Source organism: Cyclobacterium sp. SOCE241 (assembly GCF_056867545.1).
On sequence record NZ_CP149779.1, the window covers coordinates 4887322 to 4907531 of the forward strand.

The 20210-nt window shown below is 38.6% G+C and carries 13 protein-coding genes and 4 pseudogenes; 12 read left to right on the plus strand and 5 right to left on the minus strand.

The features are described from left to right. Positions 1-43 precede the first annotated feature (43 nt). The 9 genes from WG932_RS24805 to WG932_RS24845 all read left to right on the plus strand — a co-directional run bounded on the left by WG932_RS24805 (position 44) and on the right by WG932_RS24845 (position 10717). Positions 44-2665, plus strand: coding sequence for a hypothetical protein (locus WG932_RS24805; protein WP_483085765.1), 2622 nt, complete (start codon positions 44-46; stop codon positions 2663-2665). Between the two features lie 259 nt (positions 2666-2924). Beyond that, positions 2925-4382 (plus strand): mechanosensitive ion channel family protein, encoded by a 1458-nt coding sequence (locus WG932_RS24810; protein WP_483085766.1) that lies wholly within the window; start codon positions 2925-2927, stop codon positions 4380-4382. A 170-nt stretch (positions 4383-4552) separates the two neighbouring features. Further along, positions 4553-5284, plus strand: coding sequence for an SDR family oxidoreductase (locus WG932_RS24815; protein ID WP_483085767.1), 732 nt, complete (start codon positions 4553-4555; stop codon positions 5282-5284). 348 nt (positions 5285-5632) lie between these two features. Further along, the gene (locus tag WG932_RS24820; protein ID WP_483085768.1) at positions 5633-6061 is read left to right on the plus strand and encodes an HlyD family secretion protein; all 429 of its coding nucleotides are present in this window, start codon (positions 5633-5635) and stop codon (positions 6059-6061) included. Beyond that, entirely contained in the window at positions 6058-6654 is a 597-nt protein-coding gene (locus tag WG932_RS24825; RefSeq protein WP_483085769.1) for an efflux RND transporter periplasmic adaptor subunit, read from the plus strand. Before WG932_RS24820 ends, WG932_RS24825 begins: the two co-directional genes overlap by 4 nt. A gap of 57 nt (positions 6655-6711) precedes the next feature. Further along, a complete protein-coding gene (locus WG932_RS24830; RefSeq protein WP_483085770.1) occupies positions 6712-7992 on the plus strand; it encodes an ABC transporter permease in 1281 nt (426 codons plus the stop codon). Next, a complete protein-coding gene (locus tag WG932_RS24835) occupies positions 7971-8654 on the plus strand; it encodes an ABC transporter ATP-binding protein (RefSeq protein ID WP_339676401.1) in 684 nt (227 codons plus the stop codon). Before WG932_RS24830 ends, WG932_RS24835 begins: the two co-directional genes overlap by 22 nt. Before the next feature lie 242 nt (positions 8655-8896). Then, positions 8897-9979: a 6-bladed beta-propeller gene (locus tag WG932_RS24840; RefSeq protein WP_483085771.1), complete on the plus strand. Its 1083-nt coding sequence runs from the start codon at positions 8897-8899 to the stop codon at positions 9977-9979. 138 nt (positions 9980-10117) lie between these two features. After that, positions 10118-10717, plus strand: coding sequence for a hypothetical protein (locus WG932_RS24845; RefSeq protein ID WP_483085772.1), 600 nt, complete (start codon positions 10118-10120; stop codon positions 10715-10717). Positions 10718-10754: 37 nt separating this feature from the next. Here the strand turns inward: WG932_RS24845 and WG932_RS24850 are convergent. Then, positions 10755-11515 (minus strand): annotated as a pseudogene (locus WG932_RS24850) (DeoR/GlpR family DNA-binding transcription regulator). 97 nt (positions 11516-11612) lie between these two features. On the opposite strand from WG932_RS24850, the pseudogene WG932_RS24855 reads away from it, so the two are divergent. The 3 genes and pseudogenes from WG932_RS24855 (at position 11613) to WG932_RS24865 (ending at position 15433) form a co-directional block, all read left to right on the plus strand. Beyond that, positions 11613-13172, plus strand: a pseudogene (locus WG932_RS24855) (glycerol-3-phosphate dehydrogenase/oxidase). 10 nt (positions 13173-13182) lie between these two features. Continuing rightward, on the plus strand, positions 13183-14685 hold the full coding sequence (gene glpK, locus WG932_RS24860) for a glycerol kinase GlpK (protein WP_483085773.1): 1503 nt from the start codon (positions 13183-13185) through the stop codon (positions 14683-14685). A 2-nt stretch (positions 14686-14687) separates the two neighbouring features. Beyond that, positions 14688-15433, plus strand: a pseudogene (locus WG932_RS24865) (MIP/aquaporin family protein). 345 nt (positions 15434-15778) lie between these two features. On the opposite strand, the gene rodA reads toward WG932_RS24865, so the two are convergent. The 4 genes and pseudogenes from rodA to mreC form a co-directional block, all read right to left on the minus strand. Then, a complete protein-coding gene (gene rodA / locus WG932_RS24870; protein WP_014020442.1) occupies positions 15779-17053 on the minus strand; it encodes a rod shape-determining protein RodA in 1275 nt (424 codons plus the stop codon). Beyond that, positions 17054-18855 (minus strand): annotated as a pseudogene (gene mrdA, locus WG932_RS24875) (penicillin-binding protein 2). Continuing rightward, positions 18856-19377 carry a rod shape-determining protein MreD gene (locus tag WG932_RS24880; protein WP_483085774.1) on the minus strand — a complete coding sequence of 174 codons (522 nt, stop codon included), beginning with the start codon at positions 19375-19377 and terminating at the stop codon, positions 18856-18858. It lies immediately after the preceding pseudogene. Then, positions 19374-20207, minus strand: coding sequence for a rod shape-determining protein MreC (gene mreC, locus WG932_RS24885; protein WP_014020445.1), 834 nt, complete (start codon positions 20205-20207; stop codon positions 19374-19376). The genes WG932_RS24880 and mreC overlap by 4 nt, the downstream gene beginning before the upstream one ends. Positions 20208-20210 lie beyond the last annotated feature (3 nt).

Consider the following 20210-nt stretch of genomic DNA (forward strand, 5'->3'; position numbering starts at 1 on the left):
TTTGCTGGTAAAAAGCGATTTTTTTAACTCAAAATTAAATGGGATGGAAGTAATTCCTCCAAACGCCATTTTTGTTTTTGAGACAAATGACCCGGTAGGCTATTGGAACAATTTGGTCAACCAGCCTGTGTGGGAGAAACTTCACAATATCCCTGCTCTGGCGACGGTGGAGTCTCAATTGATTTTATTAGACAGTGTTACAGGTAAAAATGGAAATCTGGACAAATACCTCAAAGGACAACGGTTTAGGTTATCTATGCACCCCACAGGCAAAGGAGCTTTTGGTTTTCTAATTGCCGTTGCATTTAACAATGAGCAGTTTTTAGAATTTATTGAAAAGCTAAAGTCTAGCCCAAACCAAGAAGGTAAAGGATTGAGAAAGAGACTTTACAGTGGAGTAGAGCTTTACGAAATACAATCTGAGGCAGAATCTCAGGCTTTTACATTCGCCCTTTATGAGAATGTATTGATGGGAAGCCATACTTCGTTTTTGGTAGAAGATGGTATTAGATATGCCAAATCCCTTGAGTTAAAAAACTTCAAGCAATCCTATCCTCATTTGTTTCAGCCCTCCAAACCATTGAATTCCCAAGGAGTATTGAGACTATCCGGAGAAGGATTTGCCGCGTTAGTAAATGAATTGACTGCTAACAATGCAGAATTATTGTTGCGAAAATTAAGGGAAAATAAATTGTCTGCTAATTTAATTCCTTCCTTTAGGGATTCATCCCTGTCATTTAGTGGCCAATTTTTCACAGATGGCAAATCCGGTGTCATGCAGACCATTGGAGACACCCCTAATGGCATGTCCTTTGCGCCGGTCATTAGCAATAGGGCAGCCTGGATTACCCAGTATCTGTTTCCAAATTTCAGTGGGTTCAACCAAGTGCCAAATAGGGCTTTTTCGCCTAGACCTCTTATTGCCACAACCCTAGAAGAAAGTGAAGAAATAAAAGCCTTTATCAATGGACTTGGAGGAGAGGCAACCATGGTTCTTGAGGAAAATCTATTTGATAAAAATCCCAATCAAATCCTGTTGCTTAACCCTGAAAATACTGAGCGCAGGTACAAGAATTTAGAAAAATTTGCTTTGGAAGTTAGTCAGGATGATAGTACTAAACTCTTCAAAGAGTTTTTTATGGGCAAGGAAATATTTATGCTTGACATAGAAGAATTCCCTGCCCATATTTTTAAAGGGAACTTCACCGGGTTTTCTAAAAGTTATATTTCCATGGCAGGAGGGCACCTAATTATTGGCAATAGTCTTAAGACTGTAAAAAACCTTTTGGAAGACCATTACAATGACAATACTTGGGGTAAGTCTCTATCATATAAAGATATTTTAAAAGATCAAAATAACGGGGCACCTGTCCGGATAATTGTAAACAATGACCGTTTTTACCCTATTTTAATAAGAAATAGCGATCCTTCTTGGAGCCCTGTGTTTCAAAAATATGAACCTGTATTTCGTTCTTTCGACTGGCTTAATATTTCTATATTTAAAGAGGGTAATGCTGAGATCAAGTTAAATATTAACTTGGGAAAAGCAGATGCTAACAAGCAATTGGTGCTTACAGAATCCAATAGTACTGACTTCGGTAAACCGCTGATATATGGGCCTTCCGGTATTCGGAATTTTAATGATAAAAGTACTGATTTCTTGGTTCAGGATGAGGATCATTATATTCATTTGGTTAGTGAGGAAGGAGAGAAGGTATTCGCTCAACAAATTCCGGGAGCGATTGTAGGCGAAGTACATCAAATAGACTATTATAAAAATGGTAAGCTTCAGTTGGTTTTTGCTACCCAAGACTTTATTTATGCCTTGGACAGGTATGGGAATTTGTTACCAGGATATCCTATTCCTGTGGAAGCCGGTAAAGAAATTGCGTATTTAAACGTTTTGGATTATGACAATAATAGGAATTACAGATTTTTTGTAGGCACTAAAGACGGGGACTTGTTATTATTTGATCAGAAAGGCAATCTTTTGGAAGGTTGGAACCCCAATGACAACAATAGTGGGCCATTAAGTTATTTACCTAGCCACCATAGGGAAGCCGGTTTGGGCGATTTTATGATAAGTATTCATTCGAATGGAAAGCTAAACTTGTACAATCGCAGAGGAGAATTGAGAATTGGAGGAGGCGTGCTCCTCGGTAATGGTGTAAATACAGGATTCGCCATTGAGGAAGGAATTAATAATGAGCCTTCTAAACTTGTAACCATTAATGAGGAGGGGGAAGTGATTAAGCTAAACTTCAAAGGGGAAATTACTTATAGGAACCAACTGCTTCGTCCTGATACGGATACTCGGTTTAGCCTAGTGAATGACCAGAGCAAGAACGAATATGTATGGGTGGTAGAGGAGTATAACAAACTCAAGGTGCTTCGGCCAAATGAACAGCAATTATTTGAAATGAGCATTCCCTCAAATGATATGGAATATAAATATTTTTCTTTTGGGGAAGGGAATGAGATTTTTGCGGTTTTAGATAAGGTTCAGGAATTCGCCTATCTTTATAATGCCAAAGGCCAATTGATTAATCAGAAACCAATAAGTGTTAGTCAGAGCCTTTGGATCCATTTTTCCGGAAGTGATAATGCCTATACGCTGGTGACCCTTTTTGGAGATAAACTTTACGAATACAAAATACCATTATAATACCTGACCAATGATTGGTTTTAATAAAGAGAGAATTTTAACAATGAATAATTGCATGCGAAATACTATAGGAATTTATTTTTTATTTTTTAGGCTTTGTTTCATCCTTGCAAGCACAAGTATTCGATTCCGGTTCTCTTATATTGGAAGATACCACCGATCACAATAATTTCAGTTCTCCTTACCACACAACCTATACTTTTTTTATAACCTGAATGAACCCAATTATAATCCGGAAATCGCTGCCAAGGCATTGAATATGGAGGGGAGTGAAGGGCAAGATGCCGCAGCTTTGGCAGTCAAACTAAAGCAGGTTTTTGATGGTAAAGGTGTTTATGTTCGAATGAATACCGTACCAAATACAGCTGAATATAGAGATACCCTGAGAAATGGACAGCATGTATTTGTATTTGATGAGTTAATACTCCCTTCAGTTTATTTAGAGAAAGTCGGAGATCGTTGGAAGTTTTCTTCGGCCACTGTTAAAAATATAAAAGCATTACACCAAGAAACCTATCCCTTGGGGACAGCTAAATTGCTTGATATATTGCCTAGAATAGGTAGCCAAAGTTATTTTGGTCTTTACTTATGGCAGTTAACAGGTATTTTCTTTTTAGTCTTGATGGTTTTTACAAGCCATAAGCTTTTCACGCTGCTGATCGATCGACTCTTTTATTACTTTCTTATTAAATCCGGTTATGGGCAAATTGCTAAACAGTACTTATTGCCAGTAGCGAGAATAATAAGTATTTACATAATAATTTTGCTCCTGGCTATTTTTATTCGGGTTTTACAACTTCCGATTAGTGTGGCCTCTTGGGTTACCATACTCCTGAATGCTGCAGAACCTTTTATCGTTACGGTCATCTTTTATAAGTTGGTCAATGTACTATCAGCTTATATGGCTAGGATGGCTGATAAGACAACTTCTACCCTTGATGACCAGTTGGTGCCTTTGGTGCGAAAGACCCTTAAGACCTTTGTCATTGTAATTGGTTCGTTATTTATATTGAAATATGGTTTACGGATTGATATTGTACCATTCCTAACCGGGTTGTCAATTGGTGGTCTTGCCTTTGCTTTGGCCGCACAGGATACCATTAAAAATTTCTTTGGTTCCGTTATGATTTTTATAGACAAACCATTTCAGGTAGGTGATTGGATTACTAGTGGGGAAGTAGATGGGACAGTAGAAGAAGTAGGCTTTCGTTCAACCAGGGTCAGGACTTTTAGAAACTCATTGGTTTATATACCTAATGGTAAAATTGCTGATGCCACCGTAGATAACCATGGACTGAGAAAATATCGGAGGTTTTATACCAATATTACCATCACCTATGATACTCCTCCAGAGTTGATAGAGGTTTACTTAAGTGGCTTACGTAAGATTGTTCAAAATCACCCTAAGACTAGAAAAGACTATTACAATATTTATTTGAACAATCTTTCAGCTTATAGTTTGGATATTATGTTCTATGTCTTTTTTAAGGTGCCTACTTGGCCGGAAGAACTAAAGGCAAGAGAGGATTTGATTCTATCGGCAATTCGACTTGCCAATGAATTAGGGGTTAGGTTTGCTTTTCCAACGCAAACATTACATATGGAAACCTTTCCTGAGAAAAAGGGGCTGATGCCTGTTTATGAAGATGATAAGGCTGCCTATCAGAAGCGTCTGGATGCATTTATCAATACAGAAAAAAGAGAGGATAAAAATTAAAACTCACTGAGCTGATAGCTTACTTTATTTTCTTCCTAATATGAAATGCCCTTAACTGTCCGACAAGGAATAATAACCTCAAAGACTGTGGATTTAGTTAATTTCTAAATAGAATGGTTTGATTTTTGAACCTGTTATTCCAAATAAATTTTTAGCTAAATCGAAGAATTATGGAATTTGAAAATAAAGTTGCAGTAATTACTGGAGCCAGTAGTGGTATTGGCAAAGCAATAGCTACCACGCTTTCCGAAAATGAATGTACGGTCATTTTGGCAAGTAGAAGCATTGAAAAGTTAAAAAATATCCAAGCAAAATTGCCTCATAAAAGCATGGCGGTGGAAATGGATGTAAGTAATAGTCAAAGCGTGTCCCAGGGTTTTAAGAAAATCAAGGACAAATACAGTCGTATTGATATCTTGGTAAATGCTGCCGGTGTAATGCCTTTGAGCTATATGAAGAACAGGCACCTTGAGGAATGGTTGCAGACCATAGATGTAAATGTAAAGGGAGTGCTTCGCTGTATCTATGAAGTATTGCCGGAAATGAAGCGCCAAAAGTCCGGACATATTGTAAACATTACATCCGTGGATGGCAAAGAGTTGTATCAGGGAGGAGCCATTTATGGGGCGTCAAAAGCTGCGCTTATTGCCCTGTCAAGAGCCATGCGAATGGAGTTGTCTCCGGAATTTAATATTCGGGTAGCCTCTATTGAGCCGGGAACTGTAGCCACGAATCTAAGAGATGATATAACCGACAAAGAATTGCTGGAGGACAAAGATTATGGGGGAGATGAGGCCAAGCTTCAACCGGAAGACATTGCTCAGGCTGTTTTATATGTCTTAAATCAGCCAGTCACAGTCAATGTTAATGAATTATTGATCAAACCTACCGGGAAAGCCTAGTTTTCTCATTTATAGTTATTCGAATTTTTTGTAACCAGCTGAATAGCTCTCGCCACAATTTTTAGAATGCTATTTAGTTATGGTTGCCACTTTTTTATTTCTACGGACTATATTTAGATTGTTTTATAATTGCTAAAACGGTTTGATATTAATATTTCTTTTACCTATACTTACTAAATCAATAGGGAGGTTCAGATAATTGCTTTAATAAATATTTTTTACCAGGATTAGGTAAGATATTATCTGTTGCTAGGGTATAAAGCATGTTATCGACCTCCATTCAAAATTTCATATTTGGCATAATATAAGGGGTGAAATGAGAATTGAATAGAACAAAAAAACAAATGAATGAATAATTGTACTCTAGTTGTATTGCTGTTGTTTGTTTCCTCATTGTTCTCCTGCAGCAATAAGAGCGATGTCATTAGTCCTGAATTAAAAAACATAACGGAAAGTGTCTATGCCTCAGGCTTTATAAAGAGTGAACATCAATATGAAGTTCAGGGAAAGATAAATGGTCTTATTGAAAAGGTATTTGTAGAGGAAGGCTCTTTGGTAAAAAAAGGGGATCCTATTTTTCAATTGGATAATGAAAACACAAAAATTGCTACTGAAAATGCGAGGCTTGCATCGGTGGCCGCTGATTTTTCGGTTAACGAAAATAAATTGCTTGATGCAGAAAATGCCATAGCTCTTGCAAAAAAGAAATTGACCAATGACTCCTTATTGTATCTGCGACAAAAAAGCTGTGGAGCAAAAGTATTGGGACTAAAGTGACTTTAGAAAAAAGGCAATTGGACTATGAAAATGCAAAATTGAACCTAGCTACTGCCCGCACCAATTATGAGGAGGTCAAGAGACAACTTGAACTACAGTCCGAACAAAGCAAAAATAATTTAGAGATCGCGAAATTATTGGAAAATGATTATGTCATTAAAAGTGAGGTAGATGGACGGGTTTATAAGGTAAATAGAGAAGAGGGGGACCTAATCAATGGTTCAGAGGCAGCGGCTGTGATTGGGGGTGCTGATTTTTTAATTGAACTGAATATTGATGAATTTGATAGAGTAAAAGTGAATAAAGGTCAGCGGGTTTTTATTAGAATGGATAGCTACCAGTCTCAAGTTTTCGAAGCTGAGATAATTTCCATTGATCCAATGATGAATTCACGTACAAGGTCTTTTCAGGCAGAGGCGAAGTTTATCAAAAGGCCTGCCCAACTTTTCCCCAACCTGACAGTAGAGGCCAGTATTATAATCCAAACCAAAGAAAAGGTTTTAACCATCCCAAGAAATTATTTATTCAATGACTCTTCTGTGATACTGGAAGGGGGGAGTCCGGACGGTTTCAACAGGCCTAATGGATTATGATTTGGTAGAAATTAAAAATGGTATTGATGGAAATACAAGGATAGAATTGCCGGAATAATGAAGGTCAAACACATCACAGAGATTTCCGGAGCCTTGATGAGAGCCAGATGGAAGCAGACATTTGTTGCTGCTGTGGGTGTGACTTTCAGCATAGCTTTGTTTATTTCCTTATTGGGTTTTATGGAGGGTTTAAACCAATTATTGGATGGGATAGTGTTGAATAGAACCCCACATGTAAGACTTTACAACGATATCCTTCCTTCCAAAATACAGCCTATTGAGTTGAGTGAAGATTTCAAAGGCCATTATAACTTTATAAGCTCAGTAAAACCTACCAATTCGCGAAAAGAAATATACAATGCTCCCCAAATAATCAATAAGCTTTCTATGGATAACAGGGTATTGGGAGTGGCCCCCAAAGTAACTGCTCAAGTTTTCTATAACTTAGGCAATATAGATTTGAATGGGATAATAAATGGGATAGATCCCGCGAAGGAAGCAGCTTATTTTTCCTTCAATGATTATGTCTTTGCTGGAAATTCTTTGGATCTCAATCATGTAAACAATAGCATAATTTTGGGTCAAGGAGCTGCCAATACCATGCGGGCTAAGGTTGGTGATATTGTCACGGTCACAAGCACAGAAGGAGAGCAGTTTTCCTTAAAAGTCATTGGGTTTTTTCAGTCCGGTATCTCTGAGATAGACAAAGTACAGAGTTTTGCCAGCTTGTCAACTACTCAGAAAATACTTGGTGAAAATAATAATTACATCAGTGACATTCAAGTAAAACTAAAGGACTTAAACCGGGCGCCGGCAATTGCCAAAGAATATGAGCACTTCTTTAAAATTGATGCAGAGGATATTCAAACGGCCAATGCTCAGTTTGAAACTGGAAGCGGAGTGCGGTCTATTATTTCCTACGCTGTAGGGGTTACCTTATTGATAGTATCGGGATTTGGTATCTATAATATTCTTAATATGCTTATATATGAAAAAATGGATACCATTGCCATACTTAAGGCTACAGGATTTGCCGGTAATGATGTGAAGAAGATTTTCATTTCAATTTCTCTGAGTATTGGTGTTGTTGGCGGATTTGTAGGTGTGCTTTTTGGTTTCTTGCTTTCCTTAACCATAGATGCCATCCCCTTTGACTCTCCAACGATGCCGATGGTAACTACTTATCCGATTGACTATGGTATTCAATATTATTCCATAGCCGCAATATTCGCCTTGGTGACTACTTTTTTGCTGGCTGGTTCCCTGCCAAAAAAGCAAGTAAGGTTGACCCTGTGGTCATTATTAGAGGAAAATAAATGGAAAACAATATTATTTTAGAGGCCAAGACCATCAGCAAATCCTTTTTAAACCCCGTAAAGGTTGATGTATTGAAAGATGTTTCATTCAGCCTTTCCAGAGGGGAGTATGCTTCTATTATTGGTAAATCAGGCAGTGGAAAATCCACTCTCCTCTATATTCTTTCCACCATGGATTCGGATTTTAAAGGGGACCTTATAATAGATGGAATAAGTGTCAAAGGCAAATCTGAAAGACAGTTGGCTGCTATAAGAAATGAGAAGATCGGCTTTGTGTTTCAATTTCATTACTTGTTAAATGAGTTTTCGACCTTGAAGAACGTGATGTTACCGGGCTTTAAGTTGGATAAATTAAGTGAAGAAGAATTAGAACACAATGCCTATGGATACCTGAAAGATTTAGGCATAGAGAAATTGGCGCATAAAATGGCTTATCAATTGTCTGGTGGAGAAAAACAGCGGGTGGCCATAGCCAGAGCCATGATCAATGATCCGCTGATTATCATGTGTGATGAGCCCACAGGTAATTTGGACAGCAAAAATGCTGACATTGTGTTTAACATATTTAAAGAACTTACCGAGGCTTATAACAAAACACTTTTGGTGGTGACTCATGATATGGATTTTGCAAATAAAACATCACGCATCATTGAACTGGGTGATGGTAAGCTTTTGAGAGGATAATTTATTTCCTGAATTTCATGCATTCTGCTTTTATATAAGTCGAGCCAGATTTTATAAACAAGTTTCAAAAACATATAAAGCTCTGCATAAAACCCCAATTATTTTTTATAACTACTGGTTATCACTACATTGGTAGTGGGTTTATCGCCCGGACTACTTCTAGGTTAAAGCGGCCTGATTTTTAAGTGATTTCAGCACGTATAGAAAGTATATTGTATAACGACTCTAAAACCAAATAAACAATGGTAAGTAGGAAGGTAATGGTAATTGTCTTTTTTGCATTAGGCTTATTCAATGCCTGTCAGGACAAAGAAGGGATTGAACAAGCGGGTGGTTTGCAAATCATCCGGATTGAACATGACAATCAAACAGAGCTGTTTCTAGAGGATGTTGCAGCAAATTACACCAGCATTCCTTTAGAGATGACTGAAGAAAGTTTAATAGGTTATATAGACAATATTGCAGTCTCTGAAAATTTCATTTATGTCAATCATGCAAAAGGTATACTTCAATTTAACCATGCAGGGAAGTATATCAAAAACATAGGAGAAAATGGGGAAGCTCCTGGAAACTACAGACAGGTAAGGTCCATGATTATAGATCCGGCGGATCAGTCAATTGTTGTTACAGATTATGTATTGAGAAAGAGCTTGAAATTCAATGAGAATGGTAAGTTATTGGCTGAATCTGAAAGTTTGTCATCTCCACCCATTTTTATTGCATCAATACCTGAGGGTTATGTGATAATAACAGATGACATTATTAAAGATGAAAATTCGAGCATTCTTTCAATTAATAATTTTTTTATTCAAGACAGGGAATTTGTAAAATTAGATAGTTTAAAACCTATAATGTCAAAGGTAGAAAGTTTTGGTGGATCCATTTGGCGTCATCCTTCCTTTATTACACGGTCAGATTCCATAAATTTTCTATTTTTCCCTATTGGCCCGTTCAATGAACAGATAGAAAGAGATACACTGTTTCAGATAAACCAAAACGGTGATTTTATTCCCCATTTAAAATTCCAATTCTCAGAAAATGTAATCAATGAAGAAGGGAAGAGGGTGTTTTTCATTGAAAAGATGGAAGTCAATGAAGCCTACTACTTGGTGACCTATCATTATGAAGGAAATTATTATCTCTTTGGTTACGATAGGAAAAAGGGTAATTCTTGGCTGGTAAAGGATGGATTGAGGGTAAAGAACCTGGAAGGCTATTATCTCCCAAAGTCAAATGGAATTTCTTATTTAATGACGGAGGGAGTTTCTGAAATAAAAGGTGAAGAACCAAATCCTATGATTCACTTGATTGATTGGGGGAAATAAAATCACTTTATTTCTTACCTACCCATATTCCTAAAGAAAATGCATGTGATGCCAATTATGGAAATTGATACTTCGGGTTTAATTAACTTGTGATAAGCCATCTTTTGTTAGGTATTAGTCGATTTGGCCTCTTACGATATGAAAAGATTTTTAGTTTTACTCAGCCTTGTTATTCTAACAAATATTCCGTTTTCATGTGTTGATGATTGTGGGCCTTTTAATCCCTTGGAGTCCAAAATCACCGAATTGTATGTCTTAGTAGGTAGCTTAACTTCTTCTGGTTTTAGAGGAACAAAATCGACTGACTTTGGACTAGCGGCCATTCAAATTGGGATTGCTGACCTGGATTATACCGAAGTCATGGCATCCATTGCTCGGCCTCGATTTTCCTTTATTAATGCAGCCATAGCTTGCAGTCCCCGCTTACCTGAACCTACACAGGCAATTGAATCAATGGTCATCACCTCTCAATCAACTGTGTATGCTCAAGGGCATGAATTCTTGCCTGGGGAACAACTGAATGAGCTATTTAAAATAAATGGAAACCAAACGATAGCTGAGCATATCACCAAGCAAAAAAATGATATTGAGCTTTTTGGAAATATAGGCTCAACTATTAATTTCCAACTATTAGAGCAACCTGATAGTACCATCAATCAAACCTTCACCTTTGATATTAAATTTTCTGATTTAAGTGAGATGGTAATAAGAACAGATGTTTTTGAGGTGAGTAACTAAAAAATACCGAATTTTATTTCACTTGTAAGCGAATCATCTATACCAGAATCACTTCAACTCCTTTTTCTTCAAGCATTTCTACATAATGTGCGGATAAATTTTTGTCTACAATTAATGTGTCTATGTCTTCAATCTTGGCAATCTTACCAAAACTTTTTTACCAAATTTGCTGCTGTCTGCTAAAACTATGGTTTTTTGGGCAGAAGCAATCATAATGCTGTTTAGGTGCGCTTCCAATAAATTGGAAGTAGTCAGCCCAAATTCTGGATCAATACCGTCTACACTGATAAATAATTTGCTGCAGGCAAAATCCTTTATCATGTTTTCGGCAAAATGACCAACGACTGAGCTGCTACTCTTACGCACCACACCGCCCAACTGTACAACCTCAGCCTTAGGAACATCCATTAATGCCATGCTAACATTCATCGCCGCAGTTAAAACGGTAAGAGAAAGTGTCCTTGGTATGGATTGGGCAAAGGCCAAAACCGTTGTGCCGGAGCCAATAATTATGACATCATCTTGAACTAGCAATTCGGATGCCTTTTTAGCTATGGCATTCTTTTGGCTGACTTGGACCAGCCGCTTTTCGGTGACAGGTTTATCATTGACATAGGGAGATACAGGAGTGGCACTTCCATGTGTCCTGAATAGCAAGCCCTTTTCTTCCAAAATTCTAAGGTCTTTCCTCACCGTGACCATTGTGACATCCATTTCTCTACTCAAAGCAGCTACACTTACATAACCTGCTTCCTTAAGCTTGTCTAATATGTATTTGTGTCTTTTAGCAATAATCATAATTCGAGAAATAATGAGGTTCAAATATACGAAAATGATTTCCTTTTGTTTCTTTTTATTTCTCTTTGTGTTACTTTAGTGGGGTAAATAGCCGGCAATGTATAGAGAAAACAGTTTATCGAGAATCAAAGAGGAAAAGGGGAGTTGGGACCTGGTAATTATTGGAGGGGAGCCTCCGGGTTAGGGGTCGCTTTGGATGCTTTGTCCAGAGGATTAAAAGTCTTATTGCTAGAAAAATCAGATTTTGCTAAAGGGACTTCCAGCAGAAGTACAAAATTGGTGCACGGCGGTGTTCGCTATTTGGCTCAGGGAGAAGTGGGGTTAGTGTTAGAAGCCTTAAAAGAGCGTGGGAGGTTATTGAAAAATGCGCCGCATCTAACCATTAATCAGCCCTTTGTAATCCCACTTTACACCTATTTTGACCGCCTAAAGTACGGGGTAGGTCTTAAAATTTACGACTGGATGGCAGGTAGTTTACGCTTGGGGAAATCCAAGTTCGTTTCTAAGGAAGAGACAATAAAAAGGCTGCCTCAAATCAAACAGAAAGGCTTAAAAGGGGGATTTTGTACCATGATGGTCAGTTCGATGACGCAAGGTTAGCCTTGGCCATTGCACAGACCTGTATTGAAATGGGGGTTGTATTCTTAATTATGCCAGGGTTAATAAATTGACCAAAGGTGAAGATGGAAAAATTAATGGTTTGGTCTTTAGGGATTTAATTGGTAAAACCAATTATAGGATTTCTGCCAAATCTGTTGTCAATGCAACCGGGGTGTTTGCTGACAAAATCCTGCAAATGGATAACCCTGATGCCAGAAAAATGATCCAACCAAGTCAGGGAATCCACCTGGTCATGGACAGCTCATTTTTGGGTGGAGTGGATGCTTTAATGATTCCGGAGACCTCTGATGGAAGGGTATTGTTTGCAGTGCCTTGGGAAGGGAAGTTGGTTGTGGGTACTACCGATACCTTGGTGAAAAAGCCTAAGATGGAACCAAAACCTTTGGCTTCTGAAATAACTTTTATATTGGAAACAGCCAAAAATTATTTGGTAAGACCACCAAAAAGATCGGATGTACTTTCAGTTTTTGCAGGCTTGAGACCACTTGCTGCCCCAAAAGAGGGAAGCACAAAAACCAAAGAAATTTCCAGAAGCCATAAAGTTATTGTTTCAAAAAGCAATTTAATTACCATTACAGGTGGCAAGTGGACCACCTTTAGGAAAATGGGTGAAGACACGGTAGATATCCATTTTAAAAATCATGGTTTACAAAAATTAGAAAGCACATCTGCAGACCAGCATCTTCACGGCTATAGCGAAGAGAGAATTAAGGGTCATTTACAGTTATATGGAACAGATGCCGCATTGGTTTTAGATTTGCAAAAGCAAAGGCCTGAATTGGCCGAACGATTGCATGAAGGTTATCCTTATACCGGTGCGGAAGTGGTGTGGGCTGTTAGGAAAGAAATGGCTTTCAAAATCGAGGATTTCCTCTCGCGACGTTGTAGGATATTATTACTCGACGCCAAAGCTTCCATGCAAATGGCGCCCAAAGTTGCCGAAATTATGGCAAAAGAACTTGAGAAAGATGAGGTTTGGATAACTGAAGAGTTGGAAGAATTTAATAAATTAGCCAAGAAGTACTTAATAAAATAGCTAAAATTCAATGAACCCAAATAATCAATATTTAATGGCGATGGACCAGGGAACCACCAGTTCAAGGGCCATAATTTTCAACAAAGAAGGCCAGATTGTGGCCTCTGCTCAAAAAGATTTCGAACAATTTTTTCCTAAAACAGGCTGGGTTGAACATGATCCAAAGGAAATATGGACTTCGCAAGCCTCAGTGGCCACCGAAGCCATCACCAAAGCCAATATAACTTCGAGTCAAGTTGCAGCCATAGGTATCACCAACCAAAGAGAAACGACCATTATTTGGGACAGAGAGACTGGAGAGCCTGTTTTCAATGCCATTGTATGGCAGGATCGGAGAACGGCTGCTTTTTGTAATAAGCTAAAAGAGGAAGGTCATTCGGACTTGGTTCAAAGCAAGACAGGTTTGATAATCGATGCTTATTTTTCAGGGACAAAGATTAAATGGATACTTGACAATGTAGACGGCGCTAGGGAGAAAGCTCAAAAAGGAGAGCTGTGTTTCGGTACTGTGGACAGCTGGCTTGTATGGAAAATGACCGCCGGGAAAGAGCACATTACAGACATTACCAATGCCAGCAGAACCATGCTTTTCAATATTCATGAAAGACAATGGGATGAGGAATTGCTAGAACTTTTGGATATACCGATTGCTATTTTGCCTGAAGTTAAATCAAGTAGTGAAGTATATGGGCATACTTCTGGGAATTTATTGTCTGCAAAAATACCTATTGCAGGCATTGCAGGTGACCAGCAAGCAGCGCTGTTTGGCCAACTGTGTACAGATCCGGGAATGGCCAAGACCACCTATGGGACCGGCTGTTTTTTGGTAATGAATACGGGGGAAAAGCCTGTGAAATCCAATAATAAACTTTTGACCACTGTGGCTTGGCAAATAGGAGATAAGGTCAATTATGCTTTAGAAGGAAGCGTATTTATTGGAGGGGCAGGGATTCAATGGCTCAGAGACGGGCTTTCCTTATTTCAAGATGCCAAAGACAGTGAAGCAATGGCATCAGGTTTGGAGGACAATGGCGGTGTGTATTTTGTTCCCGCTTTAACTGGGATGGGAGCACCCTATTGGGATCAAGAAGCCAGAGGAGCATTTTTTGGTATCACCAGAGGGACCACTAAAGCACATATGGCCAGGGCCGGATTAGAAGCCATAGCATTTCAAGTGCATGATGTATTAAAGGCAATGGAAAAAGATGCAGGCGAAGAAACCAAAGAAATGCGTGTAGATGGTGGGGCCACTGCTAATAATTTCTTAATGCAATTTCAAGCAGATCTAAATCAATGTTCGATTAAGAGGCCTGAAATCATCGAAACTACAGCGTTGGGTGCAGCCTATTTAGCCGGACTTGCGGTAGGCTATTGGGATGATTTGGATGAAATAAGAAGTTTATGGAAGGCGGATGAATCTTTTGAACCCAAACAGGATGCTACAAGCATGCTTCCTACTTTAAACTACTGGCACAAAGCAGTAGAGCGTTCATTAAATTGGCTAAATGATTAAATATGAACGTTTATATAGCTGAATTTATTGGAACAGCCTTGCTTTTGGCTATGGGGTCAGGAGTAGTAGCTAATGTAGTTTTGAATAAAACCAAAGGTCAAAATTCAGGGTGGATAGTTATCACCACTGCATGGGCTTTAGGCGTATTTATAGGAGTGGTAGTTGCCGGACCTCATAGTGGGGCTCACTTGAATCCCGCAGTTAGTCTGGCTTTGGCAGTCGTGGGAGATTTTGGATGGGAGTTGGTGCCAGGTTATATTATATCCCAGGTTTTGGGCGCTATGCTCGGAGCCGGAGTAGCTTATTTGATCTACAAAGACCATTTTGACATAACAGATGATCCGGGGTTAAAATTTGCCCCTTTTGGTACAGCGCCTGCCATTAGAAACTTGTCTTCAAACTTTATATCTGAAGTAGTTGGTACTTTTGTACTTATTATTGTTATCCTTTATTCTACAGGTCCGGTGATAGATGATGGAAATGCAACACCTATTGGCTTGGGTTCCATAGGTGCATTGCCAGTTGCTTTTTAGTTTGGGTTATTGGCCTTTCCTTAGGCGGTACTACTGGTTATGCCATCAATCCGGCCAGAGATTTGGGTCCAAGGTTTATGCATCAGTTACTTCCTATCAAGGGGAAAGGTAGCTCCGATTGGAGTTATAGTTGGGTGCCTATTGTTGGACCGCTCGTAGGGGCTGCTTTAGCCGGAGGACTATTTTTACTTCTGGGTAACACCCCAGCAACCTAAATAAAGGATTTTAAGGTCAATGGGTGGAATAGCTAACCCTAGGTTTGGATTAATTTTGACGGTATTGCTTCTTCAACAATACCGTCAAATTGTAAATCATTTGTAGGTCAGAGAGTAATCCGAGGTAGTAAGCGTCTTTAGCCCAAAATTAACAATAGACATTCTGTTATTTGCTGAGATTACTTCAAAATCTGCCACTTCGTTGCCGATTCAATTTCACCCAAACGATGGTGTTGTAATATAAATTTTAAACAGGCTGATATTTTAGCGAGTAATACACCCTTAGCGAACCTAAGACATTCAGGTTTAATTTAAGAGTTGGGGTGTCAAGGTTTAGTTTTTCAACTAGTAACTCCTTCCTAAGATTTGAATTCTATTGGAGTCCAGTTTAATAAAGATAAATAGCAAAATGGTAAAAGACCAAAGGGAAGATCCTCCATAACTAAAAAATGGAAGGGGAATACCCACCACAGGAAACAGGCCGATGGTCATGGCTATATTTATGGTGAAATGGAAAAACAATAAGCTTACAACACAATACCCATATATCCTTGAAAAGCGTGTTTTTTGTCTTTCTGCCAAAAACACCAGCCGAAGCAATAAAGCCACAAATAATGAAATCATAACCAAACTGCCGATCCATCCAAATTCCTCTCCTAATGTGCAGAAAATAAAATCCGTATGTTGTTCAGGAACGAAGTCAAACTTTGTCTGGGTACCTTCAAGGTAACCCTTCCCAAATAGTCCACCGGAGCCAATGGCGATTTTAGATTGAGTAACATTCCAACCTACACCCAAAGGGTCTACCCCCGGATCAAACAATACCATGATTCTGTTTTGTTGGTGATCGGGGAGTTTTTCTACTACATAGTCCAGACTTAAAGCATAGGCGGTCATTATGCAGCCTAAAAGGAGAAATCCCAATGCATTTTTCCAAGACTTTTTACTCAATATTATCAGCAAAAGAATTAGTGCAGCAATACTACCAAACAGGTAAAGATTGTTTTCAATGGCGAGGGTAAGGATTGTCAGCCCCACTAAAGCCAGCCCGATAACATAGTACTTCTGTGGCATGCCTTCTCTGTATAGCATGATAAAAAAAGCACTATAGACCATGGCTGTACCTGTATCCGGTTGAAGTAAGATAAGCGCGATGGGTAAAAAGATCAGTCCTACAGCCTTCATTTGATCTTTAAGCTTACTTAAATCAAAGCTTGGGTTTTCCATTAACTTGGCCAAAACCAATGCTGTGGCAAATTTGGTGAATTCAGCAGGCTGTAACCTGAAAATCCCCAGTTCAAACCAAGCCCTTTGGCCATTGATTTCCTTTCCTATAAAAGGGGTGAGCAAAAGTATAAGGATAAATATGGCATACAAGACCAAACTAAGATTATGGAATAGCCGGTAATCTGCTACCATAATGATAATGATCAATAAAACTGCTGTTCCAATCCAAATCAATTGTTTTCCTGAATTAATGGAAAAGTCGAATATGGAGGTAGCATTTTGTTCGTCATAAACGGCTGCATAGATGTTTAGCCAGCCGATGAAAACAAGTGCAAAATATAGCCCTATGGTTACCCAGTCTATTTTATGTAAATTGGTATCTTTCTGTCTCACTTAGTAAATAAAATCTCCTTTTAGCACATATTCCTCCAATTCCGGTCTATTGATTTCCCCTGTTAGGTACTTTTCGATCAAAAGACTTGCAGTACTAGCAGCTGCTCTTCCTCCCCATCCTGCATTTTCCACATAGACTGAAATGGCTATTTTTGGATCATCTTTAGGAGCAAAAGCAATAAACACCGAATGGTCTTCTCCTGCCGGATTTTGGGCTGTTCCTGTCTTTCCGGCGATTTCAATGTCCTTCATAATGGCTCTTGTTGCAGTACCATACAATGCTTCGGCCATTGCATCCTGAATTAAATCGAAATGTTTGGCATCAATTCCGGAATCTCTTTTTCTTTAAATTTATCCGGGATTCTGGAAGGATCATCGTTGATGGATTTGATAAGGTGAGGCGTATAATAATAACCCTTGTTGGCAAATATAGCTGCAAGATTTGCCATTTGAAGAGGTGTTACCAGCATTTCGCCTTGGCCGATAGACAAGGAGTAGATAGTGGAATATTTCCAACGGCCTTTGCCATATATTTTATCATAAAGTGCACTTGAAGGGATTGAGCCTGACTTTTCACCATGCGTGTCTATTCCAAGCCGATTACTCAACCCAAATTTAAGTACAGACTCTCTCCACTTGTCTAATCCTATTTGAGTATCCGTATAGGTGTTGGAAGAAATTTCCTGATTGATTACTTGCCTGAATGCTTGATGGTAATAGGGGTTGCATGAATTTCTGATGGCTCCAAATAGGTTTACAGGAGAAGGGTGGTTATGGCAATTAACCAATGCTTTATTACAGGCAAAGGTTGTGTTTGGGGTAATGATTCCCTCTTGAAGGCCGATCAAAGACTGTACAATTTTAAAAATGGAACCTGGAGGATACATCGCCATAATTGGCCGATTGAATAAAGGTTTGTCGGGATCTTTGTTCAGGACCTCATAGTTTTCCCCAAACTTTGCTCCGGTAAGTACATTTGGATCATAAGAGGGTGCTGATATGATGGAGAGAATTTCTCCGGTCTTTGGCTCTATCGCCACAACAGATCCACGCTTGCCTTCCATTAAGTATTCACCATATAGTTGCAAGTTTAAGTCTATGGTAGATTGAAGGTTTTCACCGGGCATAGAAAGGGTGTCTAAGTCACCATTTTTAAATGCACCTTTTTCTATTCCTCTTACGTTGACCAATTTGTATTTTACTCCCTTTTTGCCCCGTAGCTCGGGTTCATAATAGGCTTCGATTCCACTATGACCTACATAATCACCTTGGACATAGTAGTTACTACTGTCTCGAGAAAGTTGAGAACCGCTTATTTCTCCAATATACCCCAACACATTGGCTGCCGAAGATCTCGGATAGGAACGCACAGACCTAGTCATTACAAACAGGCCTTTGTAATCAATGAGGAAATCCTGCACCTTGGCAAAATCCTCCTTGGAAATTTGCTTAATTAGAGGATAAGGCTTGACCCAAGAATATTTTTTAGCAGCGGTGAAATTCTCTATTAAGCTTTCTTTCTCTATTTCAAATAACTCACAAAACCTAGTGGTATCTTTTAGACTGAAGTCTTTCGGTATCACCATAAGGTCAAATACAGGATCATTGAATACCATCAAAGAATTGTTCCTGTCATACACCAAGCCTCGGTATGGATGGTCTACCACTCTCTGAATGGCATTTCTCTCTGCTTTTCTTAGATAGCTATCATCCGTTACTTGTATCAAAAATAATTTGCCCAATAAAATTAAAGCAATTACCCCAATGGTGATGGCAACGACTAAAGACCTACCTGTGTACATTTATACTACCCTTTCTTTTTTGTAAAATATAGCCTGAACGATGGATCCCAATAGAAATGTGAAAACCATGCTGCTCAATACTCTTATAACGAGAGGTAAGTACAAATGTGTTCCTAAACTATCTATATAAAAAAATATAAAATGATGAATAAGGATTAATGGAAGGCTGTAAAAAATGTACCAACCTATTCCCATATTTAATAAAGTAGGAGGAACATTGTCATCATATCCCCCAGTGGGCATAATCATTTTAATCCAGGTATTGCGAATAAAGGCCAGAAAAACAGTGCTAGCAGCATGAATGCCCATACTGTCGTAAAATAAATCAATAAAAAAACCTAAGAAAAACCCAATCAGTAACAAAGGGATGGTGGGTACTTCATGAGGTAGGTTTAGAAGGAAAAACACATATAAAAAGCTAAATGCATAACCGAATAACACCAAATCCTTCAAGATAAATACCTGAATAAGGAAGTAAATAAAAAAGCTTAAGCTATACCTGAGTATTTTTACTGTTGTCATTGATTAGGGGTCACCATTTCCATTTCCAAACTATCTATTTCTTCCCGGAGATCATTTTTTACCAGATATACGAAGTTAAGCTTACTAAAGTCTGCTCCCAAACTTATCGTAATGTCTAAATAATTGGTCTCGCTTCCTTGGGAAACTTCCTTCACTTTTCCTATGGGCAAGCCTTCGGGAAAAACTGCATTGTATCCGGAAGTTACAATTTCTTGCCCCGGCTCCACCATTACATGCCGAGGGACGTAGAGTAGTTTTGCTTCATTGGAGTTTAATCCATCCCATTTAGTAGAACCAAAAACTTCCAAATTTTTTATTTTGGATGAAATTAGAAGGTCTGTGTGCAATACAGATATAACAGAGGAAAAATGACTGCTCGTACCTTTTACCCTACCTACAATTCCTTGCTCGTTGAAAACACCCATACCTTCTTCCACACCGTCTAAACTGCCTTTATTTAGTGTGATGTAATTTTGACTAAGGTTGATAGAGTTATTGATCACTCTGGCCGACCAGAAGTTGAAATTATTACTAAAGGAACTGTCTAATGTGAAATGAGCAGAATCTCTAATAGTAGTCATCCTATCCAACCGATTAAGCAAGGAGGCATTTTTTTCAGCCAAAGCTTTATTGGTAGAATTTAGGGTAAAATAAGAGACAAAATTGTTTTTTGAAGACAATAATCGTCCCGTAAATTTATTGCTACTATTAAAATAAACTGCTCCCTGTGGAGAATTATGCGTGAAAATAATCCCCAATGCCAGTAATTCCAGGATCAGAAAAAGAATAAATGCCCTTAGTCTATATAAAAATAGAAAGATTTGTTGCATTTT